This is a genomic window from Agrobacterium bohemicum, assembly GCF_002896715.1.
In the GTDB taxonomy this organism is placed as follows: Bacteria; Pseudomonadota; Alphaproteobacteria; order Rhizobiales; family Rhizobiaceae; genus Agrobacterium; species Agrobacterium bohemicum.
Genome location: NZ_PGEL01000024.1, coordinates 143,248 through 159,256, shown reverse-complemented (window position 1 = coordinate 159,256; position 16,009 = coordinate 143,248). Strand labels below are relative to the sequence as shown.

Here is a 16,009-nt window from a genome sequence, read left to right as displayed (position 1 = left end):
AGCGTGGCGAGCCGACGAAACGGCGGCTTATGCCAGTTGGTCAGTATGTTATCGCTTTTTCCACATGAATGGCCGCTTAACGGTCATCGCTTAAACCTTTGGGTGCTGAAAAAATTAGTAAGAATGATGCAAGAGGTCTGCTTTCGGCGTGTCTCACAACAAAGCATGTTGCAAAATTTCGCGGTATGGTTTTAATAATTTAATTACATTATATGGCACAACTTGCCATTGGTGATATCGGCTTTGATCGGTCCTCGATTCGAGCATCGCGCTTCCGAAACCATCGATATCGTCTCATTTCCTTCCAGGGTATTCGTTTCAATGCACAATGTTTTTCAGTTTTTGACTCAGTGCAACGAGGCAAAAACAGAAGAGCGTTTTCTGTCGGCTTTTCATGATCTGACGTGTCGGCTCGGATTCGATTTTTATCGCGTGATTCGCCGTGATGCGGAAGATTTGACGTTTACAGGGACTGTGCTGGCGGAGCATTTGCCCGACGGCTGGAAGGAAGTCTATCACGCCAAAAANTATGGAAACAGCGATCCGGTTAAGCGGACGCTTGGCCTTTTGCATCAACCATTCCGTTGTCGTGATGTAGTGGCGATGCTGCCTCAAGCCACGCAACGCAAACGCGCCGCCAAGTTGTTTCAGGATGCCGCGCGGTATGGTCTGCGCGAAGGTTATGCCTTTCCGATCCACGGGCGTAGCGGCTTGCTGGGCGGCGTTTACATCTTTGGTGACGGGCGGATGCTTTCAACATCCGATCTGTTCATCATAGATACGGCCATGCGTGTCGCGTTCTGGCGGCTGCTGGAATTTACCGGTCAATCTGAAGCCGTTTTGTCCATCCCCGATATGTCCTCCACGCAGTTTACAAAGCGAGAGCTGGATGTGCTGACACTGCTCGCTCAAGGCAAGACGTCGCCGGAAATAGGCAAGAGCCTTTCGATTTCCAGCCACACCGTTGACTGGTACATAAACGGCATCCAACGCAAGCTTGACGCGAGAAATCGCCAGCATGTGGTGGCGCTTGCCCTACGCCACGGAATTATCTGCTAAAACCTTCTGCTCATCCAGACAGTCATCGACAAAAACGCCCTTTCCAACTGCCGCATTTACTGCTTAATTTCGCGGTGCAGCAAATACATTTGCCTGCGAGGTTTTGGGAGGCCGTGTTGAAGATATCGAAAATTCTTGTCGCCAATCGTTCAGAGATTGCGATCCGTGTATTCCGTGCTGCCAACGAGCTTGGCATAAAAACGGTCGCGATCTGGGCGGAGGAGGACAAGCTTTCGCTGCATCGCTTCAAGGCGGACGAGAGTTATCAGGTCGGTCGTGGCCCGCATCTGGCCAAGGATATGGGGCCGATCGAGAGCTATCTGTCGATCGAGGAGGTGATCCGCGTTGCCAAGCTTTCAGGCGCAGACGCCATTCACCCCGGTTACGGCCTCCTGTCGGAAAGCCCTGAATTCGTGGAGGCCTGCAACGAGGCCGGGCTGATCTTCATCGGACCCACTGCCGATACCATGCGCCGGCTGGGCAACAAGGTTGCTGCGCGCAATCTCGCCATTTCCGTTGGTGTGCCGGTTGTTCCGGCAACCGAACCGCTGCCGGATGATATGGCCGAGGTAGAGCGCATGGCCGAGGAGATCGGTTACCCCGTGATGCTGAAGGCATCCTGGGGCGGCGGCGGTCGCGGCATGCGCGCCATCCGTAAAAAGGAAGATCTTGCCCGCGAGGTGACGGAAGCCAAGCGCGAGGCAAAGGCTGCTTTCGGCAAGGATGAGGTCTATCTGGAAAAACTTCTGGAGCGCGCCCGCCACGTCGAGAGCCAAATCCTTGGCGATACACACGGCAATGTCGTGCATCTGTTTGAGCGTGACTGCTCCATCCAGCGTCGCAATCAAAAGGTGGTCGAACGCGCACCAGCGCCGTATCTTTCCGACGAACGCCGTCAGGAACTGGCGAATTATTCGCTGAAGATCGCAGGCGCCACCAATTATGTCGGTGCTGGCACGGTCGAGTATCTGATGGATGCCGATAGCGGCAAATTCTACTTCATCGAGGTCAATCCGCGTATTCAGGTCGAGCACACGGTGACCGAAGTCGTCACCGGCATCGATATCGTAAANGCGCAGATCCATATTCTTGAAGGCGAGACCATCGGTACGCCGGAATCAGGCGTGCCTGCGCAAAAAGACATTCGCCTCAACGGCCATGCGCTTCAGTGCCGCATCACCACTGAGGACCCAGAGCATAATTTCATTCCCGATTACGGCCGCATCACCGCTTACCGTTCGGCGTCGGGTTTCGGCATTCGTCTGGATGGCGGCACGTCCTATTCGGGCGCGATCATCACGCGCTATTACGATCCGCTGCTGGTGAAGGTCACGGCCTGGGCGCCACAGCCGGACGAAGCCATCGCCCGCATGCATCGTGCGCTGCGCGAATTCCGTATTCGCGGCGTGGCAACCAACCTCACCTTTCTGGAAGCCATCATCAGCCATCCGAGCTTTGTCGAAANCACCTACACGACGCGCTTCATCGATTCGACGCCTGAACTGTTCGAGCAGGTCAAACGGCAGGACCGTGCGACCAAGCTTTTGACCTATCTGGCCGATGTGACCGTCAACGGACATCCCGAAACGAAGGGCCGCGTTCAACCTGCCGCCAACGCGCCTGTGCCGGTTGTTCCCTATATCGACAAACCGACACCTGACGGTACCAAGCAGCTTCTCGACAAGTTGGGGCCAAAGGGCTTTGCCGAATGGATGCGCAACGAAAAGCGCGTGCTGGTGACAGATACGACCATGCGCGATGGCCACCAGTCGTTGCTGGCAACCCGTGTCCGCACCCATGATATCGCTCGCGTTTCAAGCGCTTATGCCAAGGCGTTGCCGCAGCTCCTATCGCTGGAATGCTGGGGCGGTGCGACCTTCGATGTGTCGATGCGCTTCCTCACCGAAGACCCGTGGGAGCGCCTTGGGCTCATCCGCGAGGGTGCGCCAAACCTGCTGCTGCAGATGCTTCTGCGCGGTGCAAATGGCGTTGGCTACAAGAACTACCCCGACAATGTCGTCAAATATTTCGTCCGCCAGGCCGCAAAGGGCGGCGTCGATCTGTTCCGTGTTTNCGATTGCCTCAACTGGGTCGATAATATGCGCGTATCGATGGATGCGATTGCGGAAGAGAACAAGCTGTGCGAAGCCACGATCTGCTATACGGGCGATCTTCTGAATTCCGCTCGTCCGAAATACGACCTCAAATATTACACCAACCTTGCTGCTGAACTCGAAAAGGCTGGCGCGCATATCATAGCCGTCAAGGACATGGCCGGGCTGTTGAAGCCCGCCGCCGCCCGGGTCCTGTTCAAGGCCTTGCGTGAAGCGACCAGCCTGCCAATCCATTTCCACACCCATGATACATCCGGGATCTCGGCTGCCACGGTGCTGGCGGCGGTGGAAGCGGGCGTGGATGCGGTGGATGCGGCCATGGATGCGCTTTCGGGCAACACATCGCAGCCGTGTCTCGGTTCCATTGTGGAGGCGCTGAAGGGCACAGACCGCGACACCGGGCTTGATCCCGAATGGATCCGCCGCATCTCGTTTTATTGGGAAGCGGTGCGTGGCCAATATGCCGCCTTTGAGAGCGATCTCAAGGGACCGGCATCGGAAGTCTATCTGCACGAAATGCCGGGTGGCCAGTTCACCAACCTCAAGGAACAGGCCCGTTCGCTGGGTCTTGAAAGCCGCTGGCACGAGGTGGCGCAGACCTATGCGGACGTCAACCAGATGTTCGGCGATATCGTCAAGGTGACACCGTCTTCCAAGGTCGTCGGCGATATGGCGCTGATGATGGTCTCTCAGGACCTCACGGTCGCCGATGTCGAAAACCCCGAAANGGAAGTCTCCTTCCCTGATTCGGTCGTTTCCATGCTGAAGGGCGATCTCGGCCAGTCGCCGGGCGGTTGGCCGCAGGCGTTGCAGAAAAAAGCGCTGAAGGGTGATCAGCCCTACACGGCTCGTCCCGGTTCGCTTCTTGACGATGCCGATCTCGATGCCGAGCGGAAAGAGATCGAAACCAAGCTGGAGCGTTCGGTCGATGACTTCGAGTTTGCCTCCTACCTGATGTATCCGAAGGTCTTTACCGACTTCGCCTTGGCATCGGAAACCTATGGTCCGGTTTCGGTTCTGCCGACACACGCCTATTTCTACGGCATGGAAGATGGCGAAGAATTGTTTGCGGATATCGAGCGTGGCAAGACGCTTGTGATCGTCAATCAGGCCTCATCCGGCATTGATGACAAGGGCATGGTGACGGTGTTCTTCGAGATCAACGGCCAACCGCGTCGCATCAAGGTGCCTGACCGTGCGCACGGCGCATCCGGTTCTGCCGTGCGCCGCAAGTCGGAACCCGGCAACGCTGCCCATGTCGGCGCACCGATGCCGGGCGTCATCTCGCGCGTCTTCATCAATCAGGGACAGGATGTGAAGGCTGGCGACGTGCTCGTGTCAATCGAAGCGATGAAGATGGAAACCGCTCTTCATGCGGAGCGTGATGGCAAGATGGCCGAAGTGCTCGTCAAACCCGGTGACCAGATCGATGCCAAGGATCTACTGATCGCTTACGGCGAGTGATGTGGAAAGCAGAGAAACGAAAAGCCCACCGAAAGGTGGGCTTTTTTATGCGGGGTGTTTTGATGCTCGTCTGTGCTTTCAGATCATCCGTTCTGCGTGAGCGGTGAAATCAGCACTTCGACGCGGCGGTTCTGAGCGCGGCCATCGGCTGTCGCGTTGGATGCAATCGGCTGGGATGGACCGAAGCCCATGGTGGAGATACGGCGCTGGTCGACACCGCCACGCTCACCGAGGTAGTTCGCGACCGATGCGGCGCGACGCTCCGAAAGGCCCTGGTTGTGGGCAAGGCTGCCGGTGGAATCGGTATGGCCGTTGATGTCGATATAGGTCTTGTTGAACTTGTTGAGAACGATCGCGACCGAATTCAGCGTCGGATAGAATGGCGGAATGACCTGATCCTGATCCGTCGCGAAGGTGACGTTGGATGGCATGTTGAGCACGATGCTGTCGCCACGACGGGTCACCGAGACGCCGGTACCCTGAAGCTGCTGGCGAAGCTCGGATTCCTGATTGTCCATGTAACCGCCGATGGCACCGCCAGCCAAAGCGCCGATACCGGCGCCGATCAAGGCATTGCGACCCTTGTTGCCGCCACCGATGGCCAGACCCCCGACAGCGCCTGCAAGAGCGCCGATGCCCGCGCCGCCCGCCATGTTTGAAACCTTCTGCTCACCTGTGTAGGGATCGGTGGTGGTGCAGGCGGAAAGGTAGGTTGCGGCAAGCGCAAGAACGACAAACTTCTTGATCATGAATTCCAGTGCTCCGTGAGTTCACGTGAGGTAAGACAGATGAATTTTGGCATTTNCACGGTCGAAACTTACTCCGCCGCGTCCTTTCGACCGAAACGTTTCTCGATGTAGTCAATGACCAATCCCTCGAAATCCCTGGCGATGTCAGGCCCGCGCAGGGTCAGCGCTTTTTCGCNGTCTATGAAGACGGGCGCGGCCGGATTTTCGCCGGTGCCGGGTAGAGAGATACCGATATCGGCATGCTTGCTTTCACCAGGGCCGTTGACGATGCAGCCCATGACGGCGACGTTCAGCGCTTCTACGCCTGGATATTTTTCGCGCCAGACCGGCATGTTCTTGCGAAGATCGTTCTGAATGTTCTGGGCCAGTTCCTGAAACACTGTTGACGTGGTGCGCCCGCAGCCGGGACAGGCCGCGACCACGGGAACGAACTGGCGGAAACCCATGACCTGCAGGATTTCCTGCGCGACCTGCACTTCACGGGTGCGGTCACCGTTCGGCTCCGGCGTCAGCGACACACGGATCGTATCGCCAATGCCGTGTTGCAGGACGTAACCCATGGCGGCAGAGGATGCGACGATGCCCTTCGAGCCCATGCCCGCTTCGGTGAGGCCAAGATGCAGCACATGGTCGGACCGTTCCGACAGCATGGAATAGACGGCGATCAGATCCTGCACCTGGCTGACTTTTGCCGACAGGATGATGCGGTTGCGTGGCAGGCCGATTTCTTCGGCAAGCTCAGCGGAAATCAAGGCGGACTGGACGATGGCTTCGCGCGTGACCTGACGGGCAGACAGCGGGAAGCCCTGATCCTTGTTCTTGTCCATCAAGGTGGTCAGCAATTCCTGATCCAGCGAGCCCCAGTTGACGCCAATGCGCACGGGCTTGTCATAGCGGATCGCCATTTCGACGATGTCGCCGAACTGCTTGTCTTTCTTGTCCTTGAAGCCGACATTGCCTGGATTGATTCGATATTTCGCCAGCGCTTCGGCGCAGGCAGGGTGATCTGCCAGCAACTTGTGGCCGATATAGTGGAAATCCCCCACCAGCGGTACATCAAGGCCAAGCCGCATCAGCCGGTCACGGATTTTCGGAACGGCGGCGGCGCTTTCATCGCGATCGACGGTGATGCGCACGATTTCAGAGCCAGCGCGAAAAAGGGCTGCGACCTGCTGCACGGTGGCGTCGATATCGGCGGTATCCGTGTTGGTCATGGATTGAACCACGACCGGCGCCCNGCCACCGACGATAACGCCACCGACATCGACAGCGACCGAGGACCGGCGCGGCTTGGGATCAAAATCGGCGTGTGACGTCATGGTGTTCTCGAACAATTGCGGTAAATCTGATCATTCAGGTGGAACAAGGCGCGGGCCTTGTCAACATCGAAGCGATCAACTCCTATTTNACTGCAATCATGGCGAAATTCGAGACTTGGCCGTTGAGGGGCTATCATCTTTGCGAAATTGAGCAGTCAGTGTCCACTTGCGCCATCGGCGTGGCGTGCAAGCTTGGACAGCATGAGAACGACCACGTGCAGAAGCGGCAGGCCGATGAACACGGCGGCAAGCCCGGTATGTTCGGCGATGAAGCCGATGGCCGACGGTGCGACCAGAATGCCGGAGTAGCCCATGGTGGTGACCACTGACAAAGCGATGCCCGGTGCCATTCCCGGCATATTGCCGGCCGCCGAAAAGGCAATCGGCACCATATTGGAAATGCCGATGCCGGCAATGGCAAAGCCTGCAATGGCAACAAAGGCATTCGGCGCGAAACCCGCAATCAGCAGGCCGACAATCGATATGGCCGAACAAAATTGCAGCGTGCGGACGGCCCCGAACCGATCACGTACCAGATCACCGGCAAAGCGCATAATGGCCATGGTCAGCGAGAAGGCTGCAAATCCGAATCCGGACAGCGTCACGGATGCGCTGAGTTCATTGCGCAAATAGAGCGCGCCCCAATCGAGAATGGCACCTTCCGGGATCATCGAAANCAGTGCCATGATGCCGATGATCCATGGCAGCGGCGTCATGGGTAGGCCACCCTTTGGGCGCTCTTCTTCCGGGTGAGGACGATCAACCTGCACCCGCGGCCAAGCCACAGCAAGCAGGGCAGCTGCGATGATCGTCAGCGCGATGGCATGTCCGTAGATGCCGATTTTGGTGATCAGCAAACCACCCAGGCCAGCACCGATAAGTCCGCCCAGGCTCCAGAATGCGTGGCACGACGACATGATGGCCCGGCGCATACTGCGTTCCACGACCACGGCATTGGCATTCATGGCAACATCCATGGCTCCCGTCAGTCCGCCGAACAGAAAGACGGCGATGACAGCAGCCCACAATGCATTCGCCATGGTGATCAGCAGCAGCGTCGGCACCATGATCAGAGCGACCGCCAAGGTTACGGTTCGCGAACCGAGACGGCCGATTTGTGAGCCTGCAATAGGCATGAAGGACAGTGACCCTAGACCGTATACAAGGATGACGAGGCCCAGTGCGCTTTCGCTGAGAGAAAAGCGTTTGGCGAATTCCGGTATCATCGGAGCCCACGAGCCCATCATGAATCCGTTCATCAGAAACAGCAACGAAACGCCGAGCCGTGTTCTCGTCATATAGGGAAGGCGCGCGGTTGTAGGTGCTTGCGTGGCGGTGCCGGTCATAGGGACTGGTCCTTCGATACTTGCATGTGAGATGAGATGCCGGACAACGATACAGCCTGATGAATAGTGGCGCCGGTGTCCGCCAGAGTGCCGATCATATCGCGGTCGGCATCCTCTTCCAGAACGAGGGTGAGCGTGGAGGAAAGCGATGCGACCTGAAAAGCGGCAGCGGCACCCAGCTTTTCGGAGGTAACGGCGGCGAGCGTTTTTGCGCTGGTCTCGCAGGCCAACCGTTTGAACACGGCATCCTCATAGATATCGGCGCACAGACCCCGATCCAACGTCAGGCCGCAGACGCCGACAATGCAGAGATCGGGCCGGATTAGCTCCAGCTGACGAATCGCGGTCGTATCGATGGCCGCACCCACCGCCGGATCGACCCTGCCACCAATCAGAATGAGTTCGATGTCGGCGTTACCGGCGAGTTCTGCGGCAATCGCTGGCGTGTTTGTGACGATGGTGAGTTTCAGGCCAACAGCCAGATTTTTNGCGATGGCCAGATTGGTGGAACCGGCATCGAGAAAAACGATCATGCCGTCCTGCACGAACGACGTTGCGGCTTGTCCGAGTGTCGCCTTGCGATCCGGCATTTCGCCCATGCGGGTTTTAAGGGGAACGGTGGTGCCGGATGCCAGCAACGCGCCGCCATAGACCCGTTCGCATTCGCCACGTGCGGCCATCTCCCGCAGATCGCGGCGTACCGTGTCTTCCGATACGTCGAACGTCTGCGCAAGCTCCTGCGCCAGCACACGGCCATGCCGGAGCAGTTGCGCGTAAATCAGAGCCCGTCGCTCGCTGACGAAGTGATCGGTTTTNGACATCATGAATCAATCGGAGGAATCGTGCATAAACATGCATAACCCGGCGCGATTGTTTTCTCAAGCGGAAACCGTAGAATTCAGCAGGCAGTTGCGCTTGATGATTGACGCAGGTTTTAGTTCTTCCGTTCTGCGACGAACTTTGCTGTCTCGATCAGAATATCCGCACGGTCACCATAGAGTGCCAGCAAATCCGTAGCTTCTTTCACCAGTTCACGCAGGCGGGCGGTTGCCCATTCCGCGCCGCGCAGAGCAACCAGCGTGCCTTTGCTGCGTCCCGCATCCTTGCCGGTTGCCTTGCCCATTGTGGCGGCGTCGGAGGTGAGGTCGAGAAGATCGTCGGCCAGTTGGAAAGCGAGGCCGATCTTTTCGCCGAAGTTGCGCAGGCGATGCCGCTCCACATCGTCGCTTCCGGCAATGATTGCGCCGGCTTCGCAGGCAAAACGGATCAGCGCGCCGGTTTTCATAGCTTGCAAGGTGATGATGCCTGCTTCATCGGGCGCAGTTTTTTCGGCGGCCAGATCAAGCGCCTGACCACCGGCCATGCCGCCGATGCCTGCGGCCCGTGCCAAGGCCAGAACGAGCGCTGCCTTGCGGTCATCGGGCAAGTGCGTTTCCGGGGCGGCAATAATATCGAAGGCGAGCGTCAGCAGACTGTCGCCCGCCAGAATGGCTGTGGCTTCATCGAATTTCCTGTGAACGGTCGGCTGACCACGACGCAGATCGTCATTGTCCATGGCGGGCAGGTCGTCGTGGACCAGGGAGTAACAATGCAGGCATTCGAGGGCCGCGCCGACGCGAAGGGCTACCTCGGCATCGCCGTTCAGAAGGGATGCAGTTTCGATGACCAGAAAAGGACGCAGACGTTTTCCACCATTCAAGACGCCATGGCGCATGGCCTCTGCCAGATTTTCAGGTCGGGTGATCTCGTCTGCGCGCGTTTCGCTGGACAGAAGCTTGGTCAGCAAGGCTTCCGTCCGTGCGGCGTTGCCACGGAACTGCGTTTCGAATGTCATAGGGCCCGTTCCTTATAATGAGCGCTGTTTCGCATGGGGAAAATGGGCTTGCAATGGTTTTNGTGAGGCTGTTGGGGAACTTCGGTATCGAGACTCGCCTTGATGCCTCGGGCGGAATATGAAAGGCTCCGATCTGGAGCCAGTGGGGACAGGACTTGAGCAGCACGCCGGACAGCGAGACTGACTATGAAACGCTTGCCGAGAGCGAGGGCAAACCGAAATTGGATGTTCGAAGCCTCGTGAGACGTGTCCTCCTGATCATTCTGGCTCTGCTGGTTTTACCTTATCTGTTGATCCCCATCTATGCGCTTCCCTTCATGCGTCCGGTCTCGACGCTGATGCTGGCCGAACTGGTGACGTTTCAGGGCTATGATCGCCGCTGGGTGCCGCTGGAAAACATTTCGCCGCGTCTCATTCAATCGGTAATGATGTCGGAGGATGGTCAATTCTGTTCCCATGGCGGCGTGGACTGGAACCAGATGCAGACGGTGGTCAGCAGTGCGTTGGAGGGGGAATCCACCCGTGGTGCAAGCACCATTCCGATGCAGACGGCCAAAAACCTGTTTTNATGGAACGGACGGTCTTTCATACGCAAGGGTCTGGAGTTGCCGCTGGCCGTCGTCTCCGACTTCATCTGGTCGAAGAAGCGGATGATGGAGATTTACCTCAACGTCGCCGAATGGGGCCCNGGCATCTATGGCATCGAAGCGGCTTCGCAATATCATTTCAAGGTATCGGCCTCGAAACTGAGTTCCCGACAGGCGGCGCTTTTGGCGGTTGCCTTGCCCAACCCGATCGACCGCGTTGCCGGCAAGCCCGGCCGTGGCATGCAGCGTCTGGCCGGGCTCATCGAAAGACGAGCCCGGGGTTCAGGCGCTTACGTCGGTTGCGTGCTTGACTAAAGCTCCTGACTGCTAGCCAGTTGTGGTCATATCGGAAAGACTTCGGCGGTGGGATCAACTCGGAGTTCAGCATTGCACTCGTGACACAAATCTTCCAATTCCTGTTTCAAAAGTGGCCAAAGTGATCGCGCCCAATCCGGTCCGCGCCGCACCCATTCTTCTTCGGTGGGAAGGTAGACGGATAGTACGCCTATTGGCATTTCGAGGACGAAACAACCGCCGCTCCCTGAAACCGTCAACTCTTCTTTCCAGCGCGACTTAAAATGAAACAGCTTGTCTGACACGGCTATCGGCCTGCAGAATTTCTATTACGATTCTGTCGTGAAGATATAGTCGGTTTCCTGACGCAGGGTCTCGCCGGGGCGCAGAATGGCGTCGGGGAAGCCTTCGTGATTGATCGCATCCGGCCATATCTGGGTTTCGAGGCAAAAGCCTGCAAACGGTCCATAGGTTCGTCCGTCGAGACCCGGTGCGCCCGTGTTCAATTTGAAGGCGGAGTAGAACTGCACGCCGGGCTCGGTGGTGTGGACTTCAAGCGCGATGTCCGAGGCCGGGGCGTAGACGCGGGCGACCTTTCGTTTTGCCACGCGCTGCGGCGAGAGGCAGAAATTATGATCGAAAGTCACCTGCTGGCCGTTTTCTTCGCGCCGCATCGGGATGGAGGTGCGAAGGTCGAATACTGTGCCGTCCACAGGGCGGATTTCTCCGGTCGGAATTTGTCGCTCGGTTGTCGGCAAATAATGGTCGGCCGCGATTTCGATCTCGTGACCGAGTGCCGTTTCCGCGCCATCCAGATTGAAATAGGAATGCTGGCAGATATTGGCGATCGTCGGCTGGTCGGTGGTGGTTTCGTAAACCACCGACAGGACGCCGCCTTCGCGGATCGTATAAGTCGCCCGCACTGTGCAATTGCCGGGATAACCGGCACGACCATCGGGATCGACGATCTGCAACACCACATGGCTTGGGCCATGTTCCATGATCATCCAGTTGCGTTTGCCGATGTTGTCGCTGCCGCCGTGGAGATGGGTGACGCCCTTCTCGTTCAGTTCGAGCTGGTAGTCTTTGCCATCGATGGCGAACTTGCCGTCGCCGATGCGGTTGGCATTGCGCCCGGGTGTCGCGCCAAAGTAGGATGAATATTTCGGATAATCATCGAACTTGTCGAAACCGAGGACCAGCGGCGGCTGGTGGCCTTCGAGGCGCAGGTCCTGAATGACCGCGCCCNAGGTCATGACATGTGCCGTCAAACCACCGGCTGAAATCGTGACGCGCTCGACTTTCTCACCCGTCGACGTCAGACCAAAATTTTCCCGTGCGCCGCTTTCGTTCATCTTGTCAGTCTCCCAATCAATGCAATCGGGCCGGACGTTGCTTCATTTTTCAGCGCCGTGCAATGTTTGAATTACGTAGCCTGCTTGCCGATGGCGTCCAGCTCGTATGGCGTCGTCTGGTAGATTTCGTTGATCCAGTTGCCGAAAAACAGATGCGCGTGGCTGCGCCAACGGTTGAGTGGCGTTAGTGATGGGTCGTTGTGCGGAAANTAATCATGTGGCAGCTTGATCGGCACACCGGCATTTGCATCGCGGAAATATTCTTCTGACAATGAGGTGGAGTCATATTCCACATGGTTGAACATATAGAGCCGCTTTCCGCGCTTCTCCTGCACCAAACACACGCCCATTTCTTCTGACTCCATCAGGATTTCCAGATCGGGATGCTTTTCGATGTCGGCGCGTCGCACCTCCGTCCAGCGCGAGACAGGCACCTGAAAGTCATCCGAGAAACCATTGAGATAGATGGAAGCGGGGCTAAGATTGCGGTGGCGGTAGACGCCAAAAGCCTTTTCCTTTAGCTCATGCTTGGGAACATCATGAAANTGGTAGATAGCGGCCATTGCGCCCNAGCAGACATTCAATGTGGAATGGACATTCGTTTCCGTCCATTCGAAAATCTTCTGCATCTCATCCCAATAGGTCACGTCCTCATAGGTGAGCTTTTCGACAGGCGCGCCGGTGATGATGAAGCCATCGAACTTGCGATGGCGGACCTCTTCCCATGTCTCGTAGAAGGACAGCAGATGTTCTTCCGGCGTGTTCTTGGCGCGATGACCGCCAATGCGAACCAGCGATAGCTCGACCTGTAGCGGAGATGCGCCGACGAGCCGCGCCATCTGTACCTCGGTCTTGATCTTGTTCGGCATAAGATTGAGAAGCCCGATCTGAAGCGGGCGAATATCCTGCCGGATGGCCGCCGTCTCTGTCAGTACCCGCACGCCCTCATGGATGAGGGTTTCGAAGGCAGGCAGCGTATCGGGAATTTTAATCGGCATGTCGAACTCACTTCCGTGGTGGCGAGGGCCATAAACACAAAAAAANCCGGCAACGAAATCGCAGCCGGTCCTCGGAAATGACGTGTTTCCTCGACCATTTAGCGACTTCTTTAAAGTGGCTGCAAGCCGGTCGGCAAATCACCACTGGCAGGTGTCATAATCCTCTTGATTCGGAAANTCAATATCGGAGCGCATGCGGCGTTTCGGCCTTTCCATCAGCTACCGTTCCGGGCTATGGCAGGGCATGACGACCAGCCACTTCACCATTCTCCTCGGCGGAAACATTACCGTGACAGATCGCCTGCAAAAGGCGGTGGCGGAGACGCGTGTGATTGCGGCAGATAGCGGCATGCGCCATGCGCAGCCGCTTGGCCTTGCGCCGGAACTGTGGGTGGGTGATTTCGACTCCTCCGACACAGCCCTGAGAGAGCGCTGGCCGGATGTCGAGCAGCAACCGTTCCCGGCTGCCAAAGGTGTGACGGATGGTGAGATTGCCGTATCGGAAGCGTTGTCACGCGGCGCAACGCGGCTGACACTGGTGGGCGCGCTGGCGGGCGAGCGTTCGGATCATGCGCTGTTTCATCTGCTCTACGCGGTGTCACTGGCCGAGCGCGGTTTCGAGGTGGTGCTGACATCGGGTGATGAGGAGGCCTATCCGCTGATGGAAGGCACATCCGAACTCGATCTTCCCTCGGGATCACTGTTCTCAGTTGCCGGTTTTACGGCGCTGGAAGGGCTCGATATCGACAATGCCCGCTATCCGCTCGCCAATTTCGCGCTTGCTTTCGGCTCGTCGCGCACTATTTCCAACGTGGCGGAAGGGCCGTTGCGCCTTCGCCTTCAAAGCGGCAAAGCCATAGTGCTTGCCCGTCCTTATGATTTGACCGGAGCCTGAACCCTTGGCACCCCCTATTCTAAANCTCGACGACATCATGCTGACCTTCGGCGTTACACCGCTGCTCAATGGTGCAAACCTGCAAGTGGAGCCGGGGGATCGCATCTGCCTTGTCGGCCGCAACGGCTCCGGTAAATCGACGCTGATGAAGATCGCCGCCGGTCTGGTCGAGGCGCAATCGGGGGAGATTTTTCGGCATCCTTCGGCCACCATTCGGTATCTTGATCAGGCACCGGATTTNGCAGGTTACGAGACGGTTCAGGCCTATGCCGAAGCGGGTCTGGGACCGGGAGATGACGCTTACCGCGTAACCTATCTGCTTGAACATCTGGGGCTGACTGGGCAGGAGCATCCGTCGAGCCTTTCGGGCGGTGAGGCACGTCGCGCCGCACTCGTTCGCGTGATGGCACCGGAACCCGATATTCTGATGCTGGACGAGCCGACCAACCATCTCGACCTGCCGACAATCGAATGGCTGGAAGGTGAATTGCAGCAGACGCGCAGCGCGCTCGTCTTGATTTCGCATGACCGTCGCTTTCTGGAGAAAGTGTCCAATTCCACCGTCTGGCTGGATCGCGGCCAGGCGCGCCGCCTCAGTCGTGGTTTTGGCCATTTCGAAGAGTGGCGCGATAAGGTTCTGGAAGAGGAAGAGCTGGAACAGCACAAACTCGGCAAGGCCATCGAGCGTGAAGAGCACTGGATGCGCTATGGCGTGACCGCGCGCCGCAAGCGCAACATGCGCCGCGTGGGCGAACTTCAGGCGATGCGCGCCGACTACCGCGGCCATAAGGGGCCGACGGGTTCCGTGCAGGCGACGGCGGCTGAGGGCCGTGAGTCCGGCAAACTCGTCATCGAAGCGGATCAGATTACCAAGGCTTATGGGGAGCGTACCATCGTTGCACCGTTTTCGCTGCGTGTTCATCGCGGCGATTGCATCGGCTTCGTTGGGCCGAACGGTGCCGGCAAGACGACGCTTTTGAAGATGCTGACCGGGCAGCTCGAGCCTGACACGGGGAAGGTCAAGCTCGGTACCAATCTGGAAGTTGCGACGCTGGACCAGAAGCGTGAGGATTTGAACCCGAACGATACGCTGGCGCATTACCTGACCGACGGGCGCGGTGAAAACCTTCTGGTCAATGGCGAGTTGAAACACGTAACCGGATACATGAAGGACTTTCTGTTCCAGCCGGAGCAGGCCCGCACACCGATCCGCAATCTGTCCGGTGGGGAGCGCGCGCGCCTGATGCTGGCGCGCATTCTGGCCCGCCCGACGAACCTTCTGATCCTCGATGAGCCGACCAATGATCTCGATATTGAAACGCTCGATCTGTTGCAGGAGATCGTCTCCGGCTTTTCCGGCACTGTCATTCTCGTCAGCCATGACCGTGACTTTCTGGACCGGACCGTCACCTCCACCATTGCACCCGTAAACCCGGATGCACCGGATGGCCGATGGATCGAATATGCTGGTGGTTATTCGGATATGATGGCGCAGCGCAAAGGTGCCTCGGACGAAAAGAAAAGAGCTGAAANGCAGGAAAAGGCAAAATCTGTTTCGAATGCAGGCGCCGAACCCGCTAAAGCCAAAGGCAAGATGTCCTTCAAGCAGAAATTCGCGCTCGAAAATCTGCCCAGGGAGATGGAAANGACCCAGTTGGAGATCGCCCAGCGAGAAGAGCGCATGGCTGATCCCAATTTGTTTGCCAAGAACCCGACCGTTTTCAATACGCTGGCAAATGAGATGTCGAAGCTGCGCGAAAAGCTTGAGACCATGGAAGAAGAGTGGCTGGAGCTGGAAATGTTGCGGGAGCAACTGGAAAACTAAAGGCCGGTGGTGTCAACGCCATCTTGCCAATTCACTGATCACCGATTACACATTTGCCTAGATCTAACGGGGTGCTTTGTCCTATCCGGGACAAGGCTGAGAGGTTTGGCCAACCCGAAGAACCTGATCCGGTTAACACCGGCGGAGGGATTAGACGGCTTCCATTCAGA

At 57.5% G+C, this 16,009-nt stretch carries 12 protein-coding genes and 2 riboswitches; of the genes, 5 read left to right on the top strand and 7 right to left on the bottom strand.

Annotated elements, in window-relative coordinates; all coding sequences use genetic code 11:
- The first annotated feature begins 321 nt into the window (after positions 1–321).
- Together CUC55_RS11195 and pyc are read left to right on the top strand one after the other, a co-directional pair.
- A complete protein-coding gene (locus CUC55_RS11195) occupies positions 322–1,059 on the top strand; it encodes a helix-turn-helix transcriptional regulator (RefSeq protein ID WP_103087995.1) in 738 nt (245 codons plus the stop codon).
- Positions 1,060–1,175: 116 nt separating this feature from the next.
- On the top strand, positions 1,176–4,637 hold the full coding sequence (gene pyc, locus CUC55_RS11190; RefSeq protein WP_103087879.1) for a pyruvate carboxylase: 3,462 nt from the start codon (positions 1,176–1,178) through the stop codon (positions 4,635–4,637).
- A gap of 83 nt (positions 4,638–4,720) precedes the next feature.
- On the opposite strand, the gene CUC55_RS11185 is transcribed toward pyc, so the two are convergent.
- From CUC55_RS11185 to CUC55_RS11165, 5 genes are all read right to left on the bottom strand, one after another.
- Positions 4,721–5,386: a YiaD family glycine zipper/OmpA-like lipoprotein gene (locus CUC55_RS11185; RefSeq protein ID WP_067645877.1), complete on the bottom strand. Its 666-nt coding sequence runs from the start codon at positions 5,384–5,386 to the stop codon at positions 4,721–4,723.
- A 68-nt stretch (positions 5,387–5,454) separates the two neighbouring features.
- Positions 5,455–6,705 carry a flavodoxin-dependent (E)-4-hydroxy-3-methylbut-2-enyl-diphosphate synthase gene (ispG, locus tag CUC55_RS11180; RefSeq protein ID WP_103087878.1) on the bottom strand — a complete coding sequence of 417 codons (1,251 nt, stop codon included), beginning with the start codon at positions 6,703–6,705 and terminating at the stop codon, positions 5,455–5,457.
- Positions 6,706–6,860: 155 nt separating this feature from the next.
- On the bottom strand, positions 6,861–8,051 hold the full coding sequence (locus CUC55_RS11175) for an MFS transporter (RefSeq protein ID WP_103087877.1): 1,191 nt from the start codon (positions 8,049–8,051) through the stop codon (positions 6,861–6,863).
- On the bottom strand, positions 8,048–8,872 hold the full coding sequence (locus tag CUC55_RS11170; protein ID WP_082760190.1) for a DeoR/GlpR family DNA-binding transcription regulator: 825 nt from the start codon (positions 8,870–8,872) through the stop codon (positions 8,048–8,050). The genes CUC55_RS11175 and CUC55_RS11170 overlap by 4 nt, the downstream gene beginning before the upstream one ends.
- A gap of 113 nt (positions 8,873–8,985) precedes the next feature.
- On the bottom strand, positions 8,986–9,885 hold the full coding sequence (locus tag CUC55_RS11165; RefSeq protein ID WP_067645872.1) for a polyprenyl synthetase family protein: 900 nt from the start codon (positions 9,883–9,885) through the stop codon (positions 8,986–8,988).
- A 155-nt stretch (positions 9,886–10,040) separates the two neighbouring features.
- Here CUC55_RS11165 and mtgA point away from each other — a divergent pair, with 155 nt between their 5' ends.
- Positions 10,041–10,787 carry a monofunctional biosynthetic peptidoglycan transglycosylase gene (mtgA, locus tag CUC55_RS11160; protein ID WP_103087876.1) on the top strand — a complete coding sequence of 249 codons (747 nt, stop codon included), beginning with the start codon at positions 10,041–10,043 and terminating at the stop codon, positions 10,785–10,787.
- 308 nt (positions 10,788–11,095) lie between these two features.
- On the opposite strand, the gene CUC55_RS11155 is transcribed toward mtgA, so the two are convergent.
- Positions 11,096–12,121, bottom strand: a complete 1,026-nt coding sequence (locus CUC55_RS11155; RefSeq protein ID WP_103087875.1) for an aldose epimerase family protein — start codon at positions 12,119–12,121, stop codon at positions 11,096–11,098.
- A gap of 71 nt (positions 12,122–12,192) precedes the next feature.
- A complete protein-coding gene (gene metA, locus CUC55_RS11150) occupies positions 12,193–13,119 on the bottom strand; it encodes a homoserine O-acetyltransferase MetA (RefSeq protein WP_103087874.1) in 927 nt (308 codons plus the stop codon).
- A gap of 78 nt (positions 13,120–13,197) precedes the next feature.
- Positions 13,198–13,274, bottom strand: a riboswitch (SAM riboswitch).
- A gap of 89 nt (positions 13,275–13,363) precedes the next feature.
- Between metA and CUC55_RS11145 the strand changes: the two genes are divergently transcribed.
- Entirely contained in the window at positions 13,364–14,014 is a 651-nt protein-coding gene (locus CUC55_RS11145; protein WP_067646228.1) for a thiamine diphosphokinase, read from the top strand.
- Positions 14,015–14,018: 4 nt separating this feature from the next.
- Positions 14,019–15,839, top strand: coding sequence for an ABC-F family ATP-binding cassette domain-containing protein (locus CUC55_RS11140; protein WP_103087873.1), 1,821 nt, complete (start codon positions 14,019–14,021; stop codon positions 15,837–15,839).
- A 57-nt stretch (positions 15,840–15,896) separates the two neighbouring features.
- A riboswitch (TPP riboswitch) is annotated at positions 15,897–16,006 on the top strand.
- The last annotated feature ends 3 nt before the right edge of the window (positions 16,007–16,009 follow it).

Excerpts from the sequence above, each read along its gene's own strand:
- CUC55_RS11145 (WP_067646228.1), top strand. The coding sequence starts at position 13,364 with ATGACGACCAGCCACTTCACCATTCTCCTCGGCGGAAACATTACCGTG.
- CUC55_RS11165 (WP_067645872.1), bottom strand. The coding sequence starts at position 9,885 with ATGACATTCGAAACGCAGTTCCGTGGCAACGCCGCACGGACGGAAGCC.
- CUC55_RS11185 (WP_067645877.1), bottom strand. The coding sequence starts at position 5,386 with ATGATCAAGAAGTTTGTCGTTCTTGCGCTTGCCGCAACCTACCTTTCC.